At 56.2% G+C, this 17,045-nt stretch carries 21 protein-coding genes; 11 read left to right on the plus strand and 10 right to left on the minus strand.

What is annotated here, in order from left to right; translation table 11 throughout:
• Nucleotides 1–103: 103 nt before the first annotated feature.
• Nucleotides 104–1,906 carry a PHA/PHB synthase family protein gene (locus tag ACR0LL_RS06895; RefSeq protein ID WP_480585008.1) on the minus strand — a complete coding sequence of 601 codons (1,803 nt, stop codon included), beginning with the start codon at nucleotides 1,904–1,906 and terminating at the stop codon, nucleotides 104–106.
• A gap of 111 nt (nucleotides 1,907–2,017) precedes the next feature.
• On the opposite strand from ACR0LL_RS06895, the gene phaZ reads away from it, so the two are divergent.
• Together phaZ and ACR0LL_RS06905 are read left to right on the plus strand one after the other, a co-directional pair.
• Nucleotides 2,018–3,289, plus strand: coding sequence for a polyhydroxyalkanoate depolymerase (phaZ, locus tag ACR0LL_RS06900; RefSeq protein ID WP_480473454.1), 1,272 nt, complete (start codon nucleotides 2,018–2,020; stop codon nucleotides 3,287–3,289).
• Between the two features lie 5 nt (nucleotides 3,290–3,294).
• Nucleotides 3,295–3,882, plus strand: a complete 588-nt coding sequence (locus ACR0LL_RS06905) for a DUF6151 family protein (protein ID WP_480585010.1) — start codon at nucleotides 3,295–3,297, stop codon at nucleotides 3,880–3,882.
• Here the strand turns inward: ACR0LL_RS06905 and ACR0LL_RS06910 are convergent.
• The 4 genes from ACR0LL_RS06910 to ACR0LL_RS06925 form a co-directional block, all read right to left on the minus strand.
• A complete protein-coding gene (locus tag ACR0LL_RS06910; protein WP_480585012.1) occupies nucleotides 3,873–4,589 on the minus strand; it encodes an alpha/beta fold hydrolase in 717 nt (238 codons plus the stop codon). The genes ACR0LL_RS06905 and ACR0LL_RS06910 overlap by 10 nt on opposite strands.
• Nucleotides 4,590–4,672: 83 nt before the next feature.
• Entirely contained in the window at nucleotides 4,673–5,287 is a 615-nt protein-coding gene (locus ACR0LL_RS06915) for a hypothetical protein (RefSeq protein WP_480585288.1), read from the minus strand.
• Between the two features lie 41 nt (nucleotides 5,288–5,328).
• Nucleotides 5,329–6,321 carry an alpha/beta hydrolase gene (locus ACR0LL_RS06920; RefSeq protein ID WP_480585015.1) on the minus strand — a complete coding sequence of 331 codons (993 nt, stop codon included), beginning with the start codon at nucleotides 6,319–6,321 and terminating at the stop codon, nucleotides 5,329–5,331.
• Nucleotides 6,321–7,070, minus strand: coding sequence for an alpha/beta fold hydrolase (locus ACR0LL_RS06925; protein ID WP_480585017.1), 750 nt, complete (start codon nucleotides 7,068–7,070; stop codon nucleotides 6,321–6,323). Before ACR0LL_RS06925 ends, ACR0LL_RS06920 begins: the two co-directional genes overlap by 1 nt.
• 211 nt (nucleotides 7,071–7,281) lie before the next feature.
• Between ACR0LL_RS06925 and thrS the strand changes: the two genes are divergently transcribed.
• The 5 genes from thrS (at nucleotide 7,282) to ACR0LL_RS06950 (ending at nucleotide 11,967) form a co-directional block, all read left to right on the plus strand.
• Nucleotides 7,282–9,240, plus strand: a complete 1,959-nt coding sequence (gene thrS, locus ACR0LL_RS06930; RefSeq protein WP_480585019.1) for a threonine--tRNA ligase — start codon at nucleotides 7,282–7,284, stop codon at nucleotides 9,238–9,240.
• A gap of 221 nt (nucleotides 9,241–9,461) precedes the next feature.
• Nucleotides 9,462–9,764 (plus strand): BufA1 family periplasmic bufferin-type metallophore, encoded by a 303-nt coding sequence (locus ACR0LL_RS06935; protein ID WP_267365389.1) that lies wholly within the window; start codon nucleotides 9,462–9,464, stop codon nucleotides 9,762–9,764.
• A 72-nt stretch (nucleotides 9,765–9,836) separates the two neighbouring features.
• Nucleotides 9,837–10,694 carry an MNIO family bufferin maturase gene (gene bufB / locus ACR0LL_RS06940; RefSeq protein WP_480585021.1) on the plus strand — a complete coding sequence of 286 codons (858 nt, stop codon included), beginning with the start codon at nucleotides 9,837–9,839 and terminating at the stop codon, nucleotides 10,692–10,694.
• Nucleotides 10,691–11,452, plus strand: coding sequence for an HvfC/BufC N-terminal domain-containing protein (locus ACR0LL_RS06945; RefSeq protein WP_267365393.1), 762 nt, complete (start codon nucleotides 10,691–10,693; stop codon nucleotides 11,450–11,452). The genes bufB and ACR0LL_RS06945 overlap by 4 nt, the downstream gene beginning before the upstream one ends.
• Nucleotides 11,449–11,967 (plus strand): DoxX family protein, encoded by a 519-nt coding sequence (locus ACR0LL_RS06950; RefSeq protein WP_480504609.1) that lies wholly within the window; start codon nucleotides 11,449–11,451, stop codon nucleotides 11,965–11,967. Before ACR0LL_RS06945 ends, ACR0LL_RS06950 begins: the two co-directional genes overlap by 4 nt.
• A gap of 1 nt (nucleotide 11,968) precedes the next feature.
• On the opposite strand, the gene ACR0LL_RS06955 is transcribed toward ACR0LL_RS06950, so the two are convergent.
• A complete protein-coding gene (locus ACR0LL_RS06955) occupies nucleotides 11,969–12,337 on the minus strand; it encodes a hypothetical protein (protein ID WP_480484201.1) in 369 nt (122 codons plus the stop codon).
• A gap of 41 nt (nucleotides 12,338–12,378) precedes the next feature.
• Complete coding sequence (locus tag ACR0LL_RS06960) at nucleotides 12,379–12,696, minus strand: ArsC/Spx/MgsR family protein (RefSeq protein WP_480585024.1); 318 nt, start codon at nucleotides 12,694–12,696, stop codon at nucleotides 12,379–12,381.
• A gap of 214 nt (nucleotides 12,697–12,910) precedes the next feature.
• Between ACR0LL_RS06960 and ACR0LL_RS06965 the strand changes: the two genes are divergently transcribed.
• Nucleotides 12,911–13,117, plus strand: coding sequence for a cold-shock protein (locus tag ACR0LL_RS06965; RefSeq protein WP_008758035.1), 207 nt, complete (start codon nucleotides 12,911–12,913; stop codon nucleotides 13,115–13,117).
• A gap of 84 nt (nucleotides 13,118–13,201) precedes the next feature.
• Here the strand turns inward: ACR0LL_RS06965 and ACR0LL_RS06970 are convergent, their stop codons facing one another.
• Nucleotides 13,202–13,510, minus strand: a complete 309-nt coding sequence (locus ACR0LL_RS06970; protein ID WP_480585027.1) for a hypothetical protein — start codon at nucleotides 13,508–13,510, stop codon at nucleotides 13,202–13,204.
• A gap of 61 nt (nucleotides 13,511–13,571) precedes the next feature.
• The gene (thyX, locus tag ACR0LL_RS06975; RefSeq protein ID WP_480484204.1) at nucleotides 13,572–14,480 is read right to left on the minus strand and encodes an FAD-dependent thymidylate synthase; all 909 of its coding nucleotides are present in this window, start codon (nucleotides 14,478–14,480) and stop codon (nucleotides 13,572–13,574) included.
• A 176-nt stretch (nucleotides 14,481–14,656) separates the two neighbouring features.
• Here thyX and ACR0LL_RS06980 point away from each other — a divergent pair, with 176 nt between their 5' ends.
• Genes ACR0LL_RS06980 through ACR0LL_RS06990 form a run of 3 tightly spaced genes read left to right on the plus strand, consistent with a single transcriptional unit; the run spans nucleotide 14,657 to nucleotide 16,493 of the window.
• Nucleotides 14,657–15,085, plus strand: coding sequence for a VOC family protein (locus ACR0LL_RS06980; protein ID WP_480564111.1), 429 nt, complete (start codon nucleotides 14,657–14,659; stop codon nucleotides 15,083–15,085).
• Nucleotides 15,082–15,783 (plus strand): DUF1194 domain-containing protein, encoded by a 702-nt coding sequence (locus ACR0LL_RS06985; protein ID WP_480585031.1) that lies wholly within the window; start codon nucleotides 15,082–15,084, stop codon nucleotides 15,781–15,783. Before ACR0LL_RS06980 ends, ACR0LL_RS06985 begins: the two co-directional genes overlap by 4 nt.
• Nucleotides 15,780–16,493: a DUF1194 domain-containing protein gene (locus ACR0LL_RS06990; protein ID WP_480585033.1), complete on the plus strand. Its 714-nt coding sequence runs from the start codon at nucleotides 15,780–15,782 to the stop codon at nucleotides 16,491–16,493. Before ACR0LL_RS06985 ends, ACR0LL_RS06990 begins: the two co-directional genes overlap by 4 nt.
• Here the strand turns inward: ACR0LL_RS06990 and ACR0LL_RS06995 are convergent, their stop codons facing one another.
• Complete coding sequence (locus ACR0LL_RS06995; RefSeq protein ID WP_480585036.1) at nucleotides 16,494–16,991, minus strand: MarR family winged helix-turn-helix transcriptional regulator; 498 nt, start codon at nucleotides 16,989–16,991, stop codon at nucleotides 16,494–16,496.
• Nucleotides 16,992–17,045 lie beyond the last annotated feature (54 nt).

The following is a 17,045-nucleotide window of genomic DNA, read 5'->3' on the forward strand; positions in this document are numbered from 1 at the left end:
CCCACCCCGGGTTTCATTAGCTTGAGGACAATATGATTGCTGCAACGCAGCATTGCAAGTTTTTTTTGCTGCATTGCAGAAAAATTTAAGTTTCAGAATGAAATCAGGCGTTTGGTTTTGCCACTACATACGTTCCGGGTGCAGCAGCCAGGCTCGGGTGCTTCGAATCGCCGGGTTTGCGGGCCGGTACCTGCTTGCCCGACCGTTTTTTCAGCCAGGCATCCCACATGGGCCACCATGACCCTTCATGAAAGTCGGCTTCCTTCAACCAGGTGGCGGCGTCTGGTTTCAAATCCGGGTTGGTGTAATGCCCGTACTTTTTCTTGCTGGGCGGGTTCACAATACCCGCAATATGACCCGACTCGGAAACCACGAAAGTTTTTGATCGCGAGCCCATCTTTTGCACACCGCGATAGCAATCTTTCCACGCCGCGATGTGATCGGTTTCGCATGTGATGGCCATAAGGGGCACATCAACGTCACCAAGCTTTAGCTTATACCCCAGCAACTCAAAGCCATCGGTGGCAAATTCGTTGCGCTGGCATAGTCCACGCAAGTACTCAACCGCCATTTTCGCAGGCAGGTTGGCTCCGTCACCGTTCCAGTACAGCAAATCAAAGGCCGGGGGCACTTCACCCATCATATAGCTGCGAATGGCCGGGCCATAGATCAGGTCACGTGATCTCAGGAAGGACATAGTGCGCGCCATGATCCATGACCGCAGAACACCTTCCTTTTTCACTTCTTCTTCGATTCCGTCGATAAAATCGTTTTGAAGGAAGGGCGTGAACTCTCCCTGATCGGAAAAATCCGTCAATGCGGTGAACAGGGTCGCCGATTTGACCGACTTGTCTCCTCGCTGTTTCAGCAGAGACAGCGTCAGGCTCAGGGTGGTGCCCGCGATGCAATACCCCACAGCGTTGACCTGTTTGACCTTGCAAATCTTCTTGGCCGTCTCGATTGCGGTCAGGAAACCGTCCTGAATGTAGTCTTCCATGCCTGTTTCGGCATAGCTTTCGTCCGGATTGACCCAGCTTACAACAAACAGGGTATACCCCTGTTCGGTGATCCATTTGATCATGCTGTTCTGGGCTTTCAGGTCCAGAATATAGAACTTGTTGATCCAGGGCGGAAACAGAACAATCGGAGTCTCGTAGACCGTTTCAGTCGCTGGCTTGTACTGGATCAGTTCCATCATCCGGTTGCGATAAACCACCTCCCCCGGCGTCGTCGCCAGGTTACCGCCGACCTCAAAGGCACTTTCATCTGCCAGTTTGACGACCAATTCTCCATTATTGGCCTCCAGATCTGACACAAGGTTTTCCAACCCCTTGATCAGTGACTGGCCCTCGGTTTCGACCGCTTTTTGCAAGGCATCCGGATTGGTCGCCAGAAAATTTGTCGGCGCCATCATGTCGACGATTTGTTGCGAGAAATATTGCAGCCGCCTTTTGTCTTTGGCATCCAGATCATCCACGGACGCAACAGCCTGCGCTATTGCTTGCGCATTGGTCTGGTATTGCTGGCGGATCAGACGGAAATAGGGATTGGTCTCCCAAAGGGGGTTCGAAAATCGCTTGTCTTCTGGCTTGGGTGCTTCGCTTTCCGCGTCAGACGCAGTCAGTGCTTTCTGCGCCTCGGCAAAGTTCAACACTGACTTGCCCCAAAATTCTATCTGCTGTTCCAGCAACTTGGCGGGATTTTGCCAAGCCTCTGCCCAATAGGCACTTGCTGCTCGTGCGAAAAGCTCTTGATTCGGGCCGTCCAGCGCGGGCGTGTGGGGCCGTTTTACAGCCATGACCTCAATCAGGCGCTTCGATAACTTCTCGACCTTATCCATATTTTCTTTAAGGCGTTCAATGTGTTCTTCGGATACGTCTGGCATGTGGTCTTCACTAGTTGTCATTTTAACAATTCCCCCCTAACCTCGCTGCTATGCAGAATAACGTCGTGGGTGCTGGGGGGCAAAGCGACGAATGGTCCGAACTATCAGGCTGACACTCAGGAGGCCCCATTTATGCGCTACATGATGACCTACGACCTGATGGAAACTGCGCGAAACACCAACCAGTGGCTTGGTGCAACCGCCAGCGCGATGGCGTCCTATCCGATGTTTTCCATGGTGCCGAACCCCGCATTCAACTGGATGGCCGCCTGGGGCGAAGTGACCGAGCGTACGTTCCAGCGGATGGTGGCAAAGCCCGATTGGGGTATTCGCACATTCACCTGCGAAGATGGCAAGGACCACCTGGTTGAAATCACGACTGTTCTGGAACGCCCTTTTGGTGATCTGGTACATTTCCGCGTCAATGGCCGGAAAGAACAACCGCGCAAAGTGCTGTTGGTTGCCCCGATGTCCGGGCACTATGCAACGTTGCTGCGCTCGACGGTGAAAAGCCTTCTGGTCAATTGCGAAGTCTACATCACAGATTGGCATAATGCGCGCGATATCCCTGTATCCGCAGGTAAATTCGATGTCGAAGACTACACGCTCTATCTTGTAGATTTTATGAAAGAGCTTGGGCCCGACACCCATGTTGTTGCCGTTTGCCAACCGGCGCCTCTGACATTGGCTGCAACGGCGTACCTGGCCGAGATTGAACCCAAAGCCCAGCCAAGCACCCTGACGCTGATTGGTGGCCCCGTCGATCCGGACGCAACGCCGACCGATGTGACAGACTTCGGCCGTCGCGTCACTATGGGCCAGTTGGAAGAAACAATGATCCAGCGCGTTGGCTTCAAGTACAAGGGCGTAGGGCGCATGGTATATCCGGGACTGCTGCAATTGGCCTCGTTCATGTCCATGAACGCAGATCGTCACTCCAAAGCGTTTTCCGACCAGATCCAGCGCGTCATGCGGGACGAAGCCTCGGATCAGGATGCCCATAACCGCTTCTACGACGAATACCTGGCCGTGATGGACATGACAGCCGAGTTCTATCTTTCGACGGTCGAGCGGGTCTTTAAGAATCGAGAGATTGCGAGAAACGAGTTCGTGGTCGCGGGTCACAAGGTGGACATCAGTAAGATTACCGATGTTGCGGTGAAGACTGTCGAAGGTGCAAATGATGACATCTCTGCACCCGGCCAGTGTATTGCCGCGCTGGATTTGTGCACCGGCCTGCCCGACAGCAAAAAGGCAAGCCACGTTGAACCCGGCGCCGGTCACTATGGTATCTTCGCAGGCCGCAGCTGGCGCGACAACATTCGTCCCCTTGTGATTGATTTCATGAACGAAAATGCACGAAAACCAAACCGTCGCGCGGCCAATTCCAACAAGGTTGCCTAAGCGACATGAGCGGGTCAGCGCAAGAGGGCCTTACCTTTTCCTGCCAATGCGGCGCGTTGCAGGGACGTATTTCACCCCGTGGTGTTCGGCAAGGCACACATGTTGAGTGTTTCTGCCATGATTGCCGGGCCGCTCAACTATATTTCAAGCAGCCGGACCCGGCACCCGGGCCTGTCGAGATTTTTCAGATCGCACCGGATGAGATCGAAATCAGCACCGGAAAACAGTATCTTGCGGCGATGCAACTCAGCCCCAAGGGTATGCTGCGTTGGTACGCCAGCTGCTGTAACGCACCTTTGGCGGCAACGCCCAAATCCGCGAAATTCCCGTTTGCTGGCGTCATCGTCGGCCGGGTTGCGGGTGGAGCTTCGGCGCTGGGACCCGTCACGACACGTGGGTTTGTTCCCCAACCGGACGGAAAGCAAAAGCACGAAAATCCCGGCCCCGCCGTTTTTGGCTTGTTGCGCAGGGCCGCCGGATCGCGCCTGTCCGGGCGATGGAAGAACACACCCTTTTTTGACTGGAAAACTGGTAAACCAGTGGTGACGCCAAACGTCATTTCAAAGACCGAACGCGCGACGCTTTACCAGTAATCAAACCGTTGCTGGGCGTCCAACCAGGTTTGCAGCGCCTCATTGACGAGGTCGGGCGTTTCGAGGGTCGGCAAGTGACCAGCCTTTTCAATAACCAGCAGTTCCGCTCCGGGTATGAGCTCTGCCATGAAAGAATGCCGTTTGACCGGTGTTAGAGTGTCATGCGCACCGCACAGAACCAACGTGGGCACCTTGATGCGACGCAATGCGGCTTGTTGATCCGGGCGGCGTTGCAGAGCACGCATCTGACACACGAAGGTTTCAACACCCAAATCCTGTGCCATTGCCAACAAGCCGTTCAGGATGGGAATGCGCTGCGGGCCCGGTGCCAGCGTGTCGGACCCCACAAGTTTCCGCATGACCTCCTCCAACCGGCCACCCTGCGCGCCAATGATCAGGTCTTCGCGACTGGCAGCCATTTGAGGCGTGTCCGCCTGTGCATCAGTGGCCATCAGGCACAGGCGTGACACACGTTCCGGTGCCCGGCGGATCAGCTCTAACGCGACCACACCACCCATGCTTAATCCAGCCAGTGCAAACCGATGTGGAAGCTGGTCCAGCAGACCCGAGGCGATCTCTTCGATACGCTCACCTGCGGAAATCGGCGCAACGGTTACGGGTCGCGTCTGCGAAAACACCTCGATCTGAGGGCGATACAGTCGGGCATCGCACATCAGTCCAGGTAGCAGTACCAGCGGCTCGATCACACGGGGCCTCCATGCGCTCGGTATTCCGAGCCTTTGGGTTTGTAGTCAGGTTGAGAGTTTATCACATTCAAACCAGCGGAACGTCACGGATAGGCGATTGCCCGAAAAGCCGGAAAGTCAGCATAGCGGGACCGCCGTGAAGCTGCACTTTCCTCGGGCTCAGCGCCCGGTTTCAGCAGGCATCCGCGTGGCGCAATGTAGCTGTCAATCCGGCGCTGCGGTTTAGGGCGCCACACCAGATTGAAAGCGCAGAGTTTCGGAAAAAACCAGATCTCGGAGTAATCCAGGTGATCATGCATCCACCATGCCAGATCCCGCCAATCCCTGCCCTGCGCATACTGATCCGCGAACCAGGGAATTACAACAGACGCCCCGGCAATCCTCGCGTCCCCGGCCCCACGATCCCAGATGTGGCATTCCAACGGGTGATCATTCCGGGCGCAGTTCAGTTTGTTTTCATTGCCAAACCTGTTTAGCGACGGTGAGCGATAGCCCGAGCGCACGGCGATCCTGCCAAAGGTCTCTTCCAGCGGGTCCAGCAGAGTTTCACAGAACGCACGTCCCGTCTCGACAGCCAGATCCGGGTTGTCTGGAATGTTCTGTTTCTGGTGAAAGTTCCCGATCTCGGAATAGAGGAAATCGCGCATGAAGAAATACCGGGACAGACGAACGCGCCCCAACGTCTCAAGGCTCCACATACTGCCCGGCTTTCGCATCGTCCCTCGACCCGAGGCCGCCATCATTCCACCTCCAGCCCTTTTAGCCAGTCCAGAATACCGGCCACAGCCGCGTCGGTCTGCCCTGGCGACATCAGGCGACCGGCAATAACATGGGATGACGGATCATCTTCGGGGCCCATTGTCACCAGTTTGACGGATGTTGGCGCACCCCACGCTTTGGCGACCTCGTGGGTTCGGTCAGGGCGCACCACCCGATCGTTGTCCGAGAACCAGAACAGCACGGGCACCAGGGCATTCGAGAAATCCAGCGCATAGACTTTTTCGACCAGAACGGACATCGGCACGACCGACTCCCAAGGATAGACAGTAGACCAATATTTGTTCTTTTCCGGGTCTGGCCCCGATACATCGCGTTCGACCCCCATCAGGACCGGCAACCAATCCCTTGCCCATGGCAAAGTGGGGATCCATGCCGCAGACGTGTTGACCCCGAAATTAGGAGAGACAAAGACCATGCCGACAACATCTTCGCTAAGGCTGGTATCCAAAGCAGCAGCGGCTGCAAGCGTCGCACCGGTCGACGTTGAGATCACAATCACCTTGTCCCCAACAGCACGCGCGGCCGCCAACCCCTCGGCGGTGTCCTGCATCCAGCCCGAGGCAGTGCCTTCCGCCATGGCTGATCCGCTTCGCCCGTGACCTTGCAGGCGTGTGTAAACCAGATTGGCTCCCAGCGCGTCTGCCACAAGGTCTGGTACTGGCCGGATTTCCTCGGAACTTGCTGAAAAGCCATGGATGTAAAGAACGGAATACGGGGTGCGCCGCTCGTTATGGCCATCTTGCCAGATCACTCGTTTTTCGACACCCGGAACGATATCGTCAAACGCGGCTTCGGTGCTTTCGAAATAAACCTGTACGCCCTCACCAAACTTGCGCAGATCAAAGCTTGGGCTCAGGTTCACTACTTCGCGCGGGCCAAACCAGTAGACAAGGCCGCCGATGGCAATCAACGCAAGGAACAAGCGCCCCAGAAGCCATCCCAAACGCCGCATCATGCGTCTCCCAACACGCCCAGAACCGCCGCCTCGATCAAGCCAAGACATGCATCATCCGAGAACCTGTGATCGGCATCCTTGACCAAAAGAAGCTGCATGTCCGGCCCTGTTGCGTGGTCCAGCAACCGAACGGCCGTTTCAGTCGAAACGGCTGTATCCGCTGTTCCCTGCAGGAAACGAACCTTGAACGGCAGGTTCAACGTGTCGCGCAGAACAAGACGCTGCCGCCCATCTTCGATCATCCGTTTGGTGACGATATACGGCTCCATGTAATCGGACGGCAACTCAACATGCCCGACCGTTTCCAGGGCGGCTTTCTGATCATCATTGAATGAAGCCCAATAACCATCTTCCGTGAAATCCGGCGCGGCGGCGATCGTGACTAGACCTGCTATCCGGTCCGGCATGGCCTTGGCCAGCAAAAGCGCCTGCCACCCCCCCATGGACGAGCCGACAACGATCAGCGGCCCCTTGGTCAAGGCATCGACCGCAGCAACAGTGTCCTCATGCCAATCCCCAATGCAACCATCCGTGAAAGCACCAGAGCTTTCGCCGTGACCGGAATAATCAAACCGCAAAAAGGCCCGCCCCCGCGCCTGCGCCCAAGCTTCCAGATGGACTGCCTTGGTGCCTTCCATATCCGACATGAGCCCACCCAGAAAAACGATGGTCGGCCCTGCCCCTTCTGTCTTGTGATAAGCCAGTCGCCGCCCCTGCGGCGTCTCCAGAAAATTCGTCGCTGCCATGAAACCTTCTTTCCTTTTATTGCATCATGCACGCCCCACCCCCGAGTGCAATTCCGCCCACTTCATCTTTTTTCAAATACTCCGGGGAGCGCGAGGGGCTGGCCCCTCGCCCCTACACTTGACACAGGCATATCCACCTGCCACATCAGCCAGACGCAAATAACCCGCAACCGGGCGTTCAGTGGGCGCCAAACCGACGAGGAGAGCCGACATGGCCCTGGATTCAAAATCCGTCTCTCTCACTTTCCCAGATGGCAATGCACGTTCCTATGACGCAGGGGTTACGCCTGCGCAGGTGGCTGCCGATATTTCAAGTTCGCTGGCCAAAAAGGCCATCTCGGCCACCGTTGACGGCAAACACTGGGACCTGCAATGGCCGATCGAAGCCAATGCACAGATTGCCATCCACACCATGAAGGATGACGCACAGGCCAACGAACTGATCCGCCACGATCTGGCCCACATCATGGCCCGCGCCGTGCAGGAAATCTGGCCTGCGACCAAGGTCACCATCGGCCCCGTTATCGAAAACGGCTGGTATTATGACTTCGACCGGGAAGAACCGTTCACGCCCGAAGATCTTGGCCTCATCGAGAAAAAGATGAAAGAGATCATCAACAAGCGCGACCCAGTCACCACCGAGGTTTGGGACCGCGAGCGGGCCATCGAGTTCTACAAGGCCAACAACGAACCCTATAAGGTTGAGCTGATCGAAGCCATTCCTGGGGATGAGCCGTTGCGCATGTACTGGCACGGCCACTGGCAGGATTTGTGCCGCGGTCCGCATCTGCAACATACCGGTCAGGTTCCCGGTGATGCGTTCAAGCTGATGTCCATCGCCGGTGCCTATTGGCGCGGCGACAGCAACCGCGCGATGTTGCAACGTATTTACGGCGTGGCCTTCACCGGCAAGGAAAAGCTGAAAGACCACCTTCATATGCTGGAAGAGGCCGCAAAGCGCGACCACCGCAAACTGGGCCGCGAGATGGACCTGTTTCACATGCAGGAAGAAGCCCCCGGTCAGATTTTCTGGCACCCCAATGGCTGGACCATCTACACCCAGTTGCAGGACTACATGCGCCGTCAGCAGCGCAGGGGTGGGTATGTCGAGGTAAACACGCCGCAGGTCGTTGACCGCAAACTGTGGGAACGTTCAGGCCACTGGGACAAGTATCAGGAAAACATGTTCATTGTCGAAGTCGACGAGGAACATGCCCGCGAAAAGGCCGTCAACGCGCTCAAACCGATGAACTGCCCCTGCCATGTCGAGATTTTCAAGCAAGGCCTGAAATCCTATCGCGACCTGCCGCTACGTATGGCCGAGTTCGGATCGTGCAACCGGTACGAACCCTCTGGCGCATTGCATGGCATCATGCGGGTGCGCGGGTTCACGCAGGACGACGCCCATATCTTTTCAACCGAAGAACAGATCGAGGCGGAGACCGCCGAGTTCATCCGTTTCCTCAGCGTGATCTACAAGGATCTGGGATTCGAGGATTTTTCGGTGAAGTTCTCTGACCGCCCCGAAACCCGCGCCGGATCGGACGAGGTCTGGGACAAGGCCGAGGCGGCGCTTTTGTCCGCCACCCGTGCCGCCGGGATCGAACCGGAACTGAACCCGGGCGAAGGTGCATTCTACGGGCCGAAACTGGAATTCGTGCTGACGGACGCCATCGGGCGTGACTGGCAATGCGGCACCTTCCAGGTCGATTTCGTTCTACCCGAACGGCTGGACGCCACCTATATCGGCGCAGACGGGGCCAAGCACCGTCCCGTCATGTTGCATCGCGCCACGCTGGGATCCTTCGAACGCTTTATCGGTATCCTGATCGAGGAACACGCAGGCAAATTGCCGTTCTGGCTGGCCCCGCGTCAGGTCGTCGTCGCGTCCATCACATCTGACGCGGACGACTATGTCGCCGAAGTGGTCGAAACCCTGCGTTCTGCGGGTGTGCGGGCCGAGGCTGACATCCGCAATGAAAAGATCAACTACAAGGTCCGTGAGCATTCGGTCGGCAAAGTACCTGTCATTCTGGCCGTCGGTTACCGCGAAGTTGACGAACGCACCGTTAGCGTGCGGCGACTGGGTGAAAAACAGACCCAGGTACAACCGCTTGATGCTGTAACAAATGAGCTGGCACGCGCCGCCACCCCGCCAGATCTGCTGTAACAAACAGCACCATATCCAAAAAAATCCGACCCCTCATATGGGGTCGGATTGTAACATTTCACCCTTTCTTCATCAAAAACAGTGTATTACGCTGCAAGGGGGCAGGCCGCCCCATGACGCGCTTGTGAGACACGGGCTCGTGAATTCAACTCTGCCCACCAAGCCACTACCTTTGTCATTGTCACAAGCAGACATACCCAGTCATCAAGAGGATTACCGAGATGTCGAAAACAGCTAAATCCCTGGTTATCGCAACCGCAGTCGCAGCCGCCGTATCGGGTGCCGCAACCACAGCCAGCGCACAAGCAAAAGAAAAGTGCTATGGTGTATCGCTGGCCGGTCAGAACGACTGTGCCGCAGGCCCCGGCACCACATGCGCAGGCACCTCGACCGTTGATTATCAGGGCAACGCATGGACCCTGGTTGACGCAGGCACTTGCGCCGACATCGAACTGCCTGCGGAAGCAAACGGCACGCCGCGCAAAGGTTCGTTGGAAGCGCTGGAACGCGACCTGCCCGCATAAGATTGGCCTGACGATTTCAAGGGGCGGGCACCATCGCCCGCCCTTTCCCTTTCGTGATCAAGGAACTGGCCCATGTTGGATGACACCCACCGGTCAAACCGCCTGCCCGCAGCACCGGGCGTTGGCTACAAGCCGCAACATTTTGCTCAGATACTTGAACACGCACAGCCCGTTGCATGGCTGGAAATCCATGCCGAGAACTATATGGGCGACGGCGGGCGGCCCTTGGCGCAGCTGCGCCACCTTTCCGAACATTTCCCAATCTCGGTCCATGGCGTTGGCCTGTCCATTGGCGGTGAAGGCGCGCTGGATCCCGATCATCTGGCCCGGCTGAAACACTTGGTCGGCTGGCTGAACCCCGCAAGCTTTTCCGAACATTTGGCTTGGTCCACCCATGACAGCCATTTCTACAACGACCTGCTGCCCCTGCCCTATACAGACGAAACTCTAGCGCGGGTTTGTGAACATATCGATCAGGTCCAGCACACTGTCGGGCGGCAGATGCTGCTGGAAAATCCGTCCAGCTATCTGGCCTTCAAGGAAAGCACCTGGTCCGAACCTGATTTCCTGAGGGAGATTGCAAAGCGCACCGGATGCGGCCTGTTGCTTGACGTAAACAATGTCTTTGTCTCAGCCACCAATCTGGATTTCTCGCCGCAAGGTTATATTGACGCTTATCCGCTTGAAAAAGTGTCGGAAATTCACCTTGGCGGCCATGATGAGGATGAAGACGATCACGGTCATCCGCTGCTAATCGACAGTCACGGACGAGAAGTGGTCGACCCGGTGTGGGCTCTGCTGGATTATGTGCTGGAGCGTTCGGGGCCAAAACCCGTTCTGATCGAATGGGACACGGATGTGCCGGATTGGCCCGTTCTGCGGAATGAGGCCGTTCGCGCGCAATCCGCACTGGACCGGATACCGGTATGAGCGTTTCGCAATCTGAATTCCGCGCGGCCATGATGGATGCGTCAGCGCCCGTTCCCGGTGGATTACTGGATGGCGGCGCGCGCCCTGCCGGTCGCAGGTTCAGCGTGTACCGCAACAATGTTGCGGTGTCGCTGACCGAGGCGATGCATCAGGCGTTTCCCGTGATTGCCAAATTGCTGGGGGCGCAGAACATGGATGGGCTGGCCGGAATTTTCCTGCGTCAACATCCGCCCTCCTCTCCGCTGATGATGTTTTATGGCGAGGCGTTTCCTGATTTTCTGGCCGGCATGCCTCAACTTTCCCACCTTGGATACCTGCCGGACGTGGCCCGGTTGGAGATTGCCTTGCGCAAGTCCTACCACGCCGCCGACAGCGAACCTGCACCGGCAGATGTCCTAGCGGTCGAGCCCGAACAGGTCATGCAGGCCCGATTGCAGTTTGCACCGGCCATGCAGGTGATCCGCTCGGATTGGCCCATTCACGCAATCTGGCGCTTCAACATGGAAACCAATGCTCCGAAACCGGATGCACGGGCCGAGGATGTGTTGATCACCCGCGCCGAATTCGATCCCACACCCAATCTGCTTCCGGCAGGTGGTGCAGATTGGATCGCCCATATGCTGAGCGGCGACACAATCGGTGAAGCATTTGAAAAAACGACTGCCGAACTGCCTGAATTTGATCTTGGAACCACTCTGGCACTGCTGTTGCAGGGCGGTGCAATAACCTCTGTGACTATCGAAAGGCTGGAGACATGACTGCTTTGATCTCAACCTACAATAACACCATGGGAAAACTGGACCTTGCGTCTGGCTGGTTGACCCCTACGCTGGCACGACTGGTCTTTGTTGCGGTTCTTCTGGTTTATTACTGGAACTCAGCCATGCTGAAGATCGACGGATCGATCTTTTCGCCTTCGGCAGGTGCCTTTGGTCAGATATTCCCAAAAGCGGCCGAGGCTGTTCTTTATGACGTCTCCCAAATGACGTTCTTCCAACGCATCGTCATCTTCATGGGAACAATTGCCGAATTTGTTCTTCCGACCCTTCTTCTGGTTGGACTGTTCTCGCGTCTGGCGGCTTTGGGCATGATCGGTTTTATCTGGGTACAGACTCTTGTCGACGTCACCGGCCATGGCGTGAAACTGGGCAGCCTGTTCGACGCGGCGCCGTCCCTGATGGATCAGCGCACGATGTGGACCTTCCTGATGCTGGTGATCGTCATCAACGGCGCAGGGCCGATCTCGCTCGACCGGATCCTTCGCCTTAAGTAACTTAGAAATGTGCCTTGGGCTGGTCCGGTTTTCCCGCGGCCAGCCCAAGTATCCCGGCGATCCCGGCAAATGTGATCGGGAACATGGTGAAAACACCAAAACCAAAGGCGTAGTACATCGCAGCCGCTGACCCCAGCAACAAGACCCCGCCAATCAACGCGCGCGCTGGTGCCATGGCCCCGCCCGCGATTGCCAGCAAGGGCGCGATAATCGAAATGGCTTGCACCAGATCAGGATTGTCGACCTGGCTTAGAACTCCGTCAATCTCGCCGACATGGTCAACCACGACCACCTTCGCATAGCCGAAGAACCCGACGATCATTCCGATCAACCCGGCGATTACACCCAATAACATTGCGGCATTACGCATTGAAAATCCTCATTGTAGCTTTCACGCAGATAAGCACCCGTTCAGGAAATGCCAAGCTGAGCAAGGGTTTCAGCTGTCCAACCCAACAACAGCTTGCCATCGACTTCGATCAATGGGCGTTTCATCAGGGTCGGGTGCTCTTTCAAAAGCTCCAAAGGGGGCTTGGCACGCTGGGTTTCGTCCAATCCGCGCCATGTCGTCGATCTGGTATTAAGCAAGTCATTGCCGAACTCGGCAAAGGCCCGTGACAGCACCGAATCGGGCACACCGTCGCTGCGTACGTCAAAAAACTTGGCGTCTGGTAGTGATTTCAATGCTTTGCGACAGGCGTCACAGTTTTTCAATCCATAAAGCTGCATGTCTTTGACGCTCCTGCCCTTGCTTCCTTTTTAGGCAATCTTGCCCGTTTCTTGCGGTTATTCTTGATTTTTTACTTCACCATGCAATGTTGAAAAAGGCGAAACGCACGAATTGGACTGTTCAGCACGCGCTACGCAGTTTTTTCCGTGGTGACGCTGACCACAGCCCCCACCAATTTGTGGGACAATGCGTAAGTAGAAGGAGACACGGGACATGCCAACCGGCACCGTGAAATGGTTCAATACCACCAAAGGCTATGGATTTATTGCCCCTGACGAAGGGGGCAAAGATGTGTTTGTACATATCTCGGCCGTAGAACGGTCCGGCCTCACCGGACTCGCAGACAACCAAAAAGTTTCGTACGAGTTGCAGGACGGACGCGACGGCCGCCAAATGGCAGCTGATTTGAAACCACTGTAACGACATCCCGCTAAACACGCGGTAGATCATTAAGGATGACGGCCAATTTCCGGCCGTTATCCATCCCCCACCGGTTTCGTTCCATTACCCTCGCGCGGGCTTGGCGTCGGCGTGGGTATTCCAGTTGTCGCCCATGGCAACGATGCAGGATGTGCCTGTCGCGTAGGTGACAACCATGGTCCAGTCCCCGTGCTGACTTGCCCAGACTTCCATAATCTGTTCCGGCCCGCGAACACCCGATGCCACGCGCCGCGCACCGAACTGCCTTTTCAGTTTCTGGTGCAACCGGGGCGTCGGTTCGCACAAAACCTCAGCTATGGGGGACTTGGCCTGCGCAGGCAAGGCGAGACCAAGAAACAGGCATAACAGAGCAAGATGCAAAATGCGGGCCATGGAACAAGTGTAACAATTCCATGACGATACGTATAGACAAAAGCTATGCAGCTCGTCAGCTCTATTTGCGAATGATCGCCTCAAACTCACGCCATTCGCGCGCTGTCATCCCCGAGTTTTCTTGCGTGACCGCCTCTCCTGCCAGCATGCGTTGCAGGCTTTCGACCATCTGGGCAGACAGGTTCACCGCACCCAGCCGGTAATCCTCGAACGCCTTATACGCAAACGGCACCCAATCAGCGACGATCTTGCACATCGCCTCGGCATAAACGCGGATTTCATACTGAGCATGCGGGTCGGCCCGCAGGCGCAGGAAGTGGAACAGATTATGCAGATCCACCTTCCAATACCATTGCGTATAAACGTTTGCGGGTAGGTTCATGCGGGCCAGTTCACGTGCTAGCCCCTGTTGCCCGTCCTGGCTGATCATGGACTCGTAATTGTCATAGCACCGCGTGCTGTCGGCCTTGAGGGTTTCCAATACACGCGCGGCCTCTTCGCCTTCCAACGTTGCCCCACGGCCCTGATTGTTCACTTCGGACTGTGCCGCCACATGTTCTGGGGCTGGGATATAAAACTCGCGATCCAGAATTGAATACCGTGCCGAGTATTCATTCACATTGGCTGTCCGGTGCCGGATCCACTGCCGCGCCACGAACACAGGCAATTTCACATGCAATTTGACTTCGCACATTTCGAATGGCGTGGAATGCCAGTGCCGCATCAGATACCGGATCAACCCCTCGTCATTCTGAACAGATTTGGTGCCTGTGCCGTATGAAACGCGCGCAGCCTGACAGATGGCGGCATCGTCCCCCATATAGTCGATCACGCGGACAAAGCCATGATCCAGAACCTGATGCGCCGTGTACAGGTGGTCTTCCATTCCCGCCGAGACAACTCGACGCGTGGGATGCGATTGCGCGCGTTGCGCGTCGATCTCTGCCTGTTGGTCAGGGGACAGCGGCATCGAATCTTCCTTTCTGGCAATGAGTCGCCCACTACTATATATCGCCGATCTCGACACAGGAACCGCGATATATGCCGCAACCGGCGCAAAAATCAAATTCCTGACGAGGGCTCTATCGACACATCGAGGCGGAGCGCTAAGCTCTTGGCAATGTGAGTCGAAAAAGGATGGCCGAAATGGCGCTGAAATATCTTCACACCATGGTCCGCGTGAAGGATCTGGAAAAATCCATGGCATTTTACGAGCTTCTGGGTCTGAAAGAAACACGTCGGTATGACAGTGAAACCGGCCGATTTTCTCTGATCTTCATGGCCCCTCCGGGACAGGAAGAGGCGCCGATCGAGTTGACGTACAACTGGGACGGCGATGACGCGCTGCCAGCCGACAGCCGTCACTTCGGCCATCTGGCCTACGGTGTCGACAATATCTACGAGGTTTGCCAACATCTTCAGAACAATGGCGTTACGATCAATCGCCCGCCAAGGGATGGTCGCATGGCTTTTGTTCGATCGCCCGACAACATCTCGGTTGAGCTTTTGCAGAATGGAGAAGCACTGGAACCAGCCGAACCCTGGGCCAGCATGGAGAGCAGTGGTCACTGGTGATCCGTTGGCTGATAGCGTTTGGGCTGGTCGTTCAGGCCAGCCCTGTTAAGGCCGAGAAATGTCGCTTGGCGCTGGCCTTGGCGATGGATATTTCCGTTTCAGTCGATGAGGCTGAAGATGTGTTGCAACGGCAGGGGTTGGCCGCCGCCTTGATTGCGCCCGAAGTGCAAGAGGCCTTCTTTTCTTCACCGATGCCCGTTGCCCTGGCGGTATATGAGTGGAGTGGCCGCTCAACCCAAAATGTCGTCCTGAACTGGACAATGATCGATGACGTGGGTGATCTGCTGTTCGCATCCAACCAGGTCAGCCAATCCGTCCGATCTGACAGCGGATCAGCAACAGCTATGGGCTATGCGTTGGCATACGGTGCAAACCTTATGAAGCAAGCGCCGCAATGCTTGTTTCAAACCATTGACCTGTCCGGCGACGGCACGAACAACGATGGCTATGGGCCGCAGATCGCCTATCGGCACTTTCCCTTTCAAAACACTGTCGTGAATGGGCTTGTGATCAACGCGGCGGATTTCGAGGGAGAATTGTTCCTGATCCCTTTCTTCGAAAATAATGTCCTGCACGGGCCCGGCGCCTTTTTGGAAATTGCGACCGGGTTTGAAGATTTCGAGCGCGCCATGCGAAAGAAACTGAAACGGGAACTGAGCGGTCTGCAAATCGGTGCATTACGGAATGAAGGCCCATGATACGTCAGGTGATCGTCTTTCTGGCTTGCCTGATATCAGGACCTGCCTTTGGCGAGTGTCGTCAGGCACTTGCGCTGGGGCTGGATGTGTCGGGTTCGGTCGACAGCCGGGAATACAGGCTGCAACTGGACGGGCTGGCGTCGACCCTGAGCCGCCCCGAAGTCAGCCAGCTGATGTTGTCGGACGGCGCAACCTCCTTACGTCTGGCGATCTTCGAATGGAGCGAGCGTGGACATGAACGGATGTTGTTGGAGTGGACAGAAGTACGATCCCCCGCCGACCTGATCGCAATCAGTGATCGTTTGATCCGAACCTCGCGCAGCACAGCGCCGCAAGGAACGGCGTTAGGGTCGGCCATGTTATTTGGCTCTTCCCTGCTTGATCAGCAAAGGGGATGCTGGCGCCGTACGCTGGATCTGTCCGGGGATGGTAAACATAACCTTGGACCGCATCCACGGGATGTGAAAGCCAGTTTACGACATGACGGAATCACAATTAACGGGCTGGTGATCGGCGCCGACGATCCGAAAGAAGGTGATCGAAGATATGTTCAGGTGGGTGAACTTTCAGCTTATTATTCAGCCTGGGTCATTTTGGGGCCAAACGCGTTCGTAGAAGTGGCGCTGGGCTTTGAGGCGTATGAAGAGGCCATGACTCGCAAACTTCTTCGTGAGCTGGACAGTCTTGTCCTGTCTGACGCCCGCCACTGATCAATAGATATACCTTATCTGATCCGTCCAGTACCGTTCAACGCGACGCAGCGAACTGGTGATATCTTCGATGCCTTCAAGCCCAAGCACCCCTCTGCCTTGCAGGCCTTCGGCGTGACGCGCAAACAGCTTGGACACGATATTGCGGATTTCCCTGCCTTGCGGCGTCAGGCGCACGCGAACTGAACGGCGATCAATCTCGCATCTTTGGTGGTGCATATAGCCCATCTCAACCAGTTTCTTGAGGTTATAGCTGACATTGCTGCCCTGATAGTACCCACGGCTTTTCAGTTCGCCTGCCGTGACTTCGTGATCACCGATATTGAACAGCAACAACGCCTGAACCGCATTGATTTCCAATACGCCGACGCGCTCAAACTCGTCCTTGATGACATCCAGCAACAACCGGTGCAGACGCTCCACCAGGGCCAGCGCCTCAAGATAGCTGGTTATGAAACCCTTAGTCTCTCGTGTGGAGACCTGCATTTCCATACTCATCCGACCCTCCGATTCAGTCGCGCTGTTTGACACACGATGAACCCAAAATCCGAA

It is taken from the genome of Ruegeria sp. AI2 (assembly GCF_056541275.1).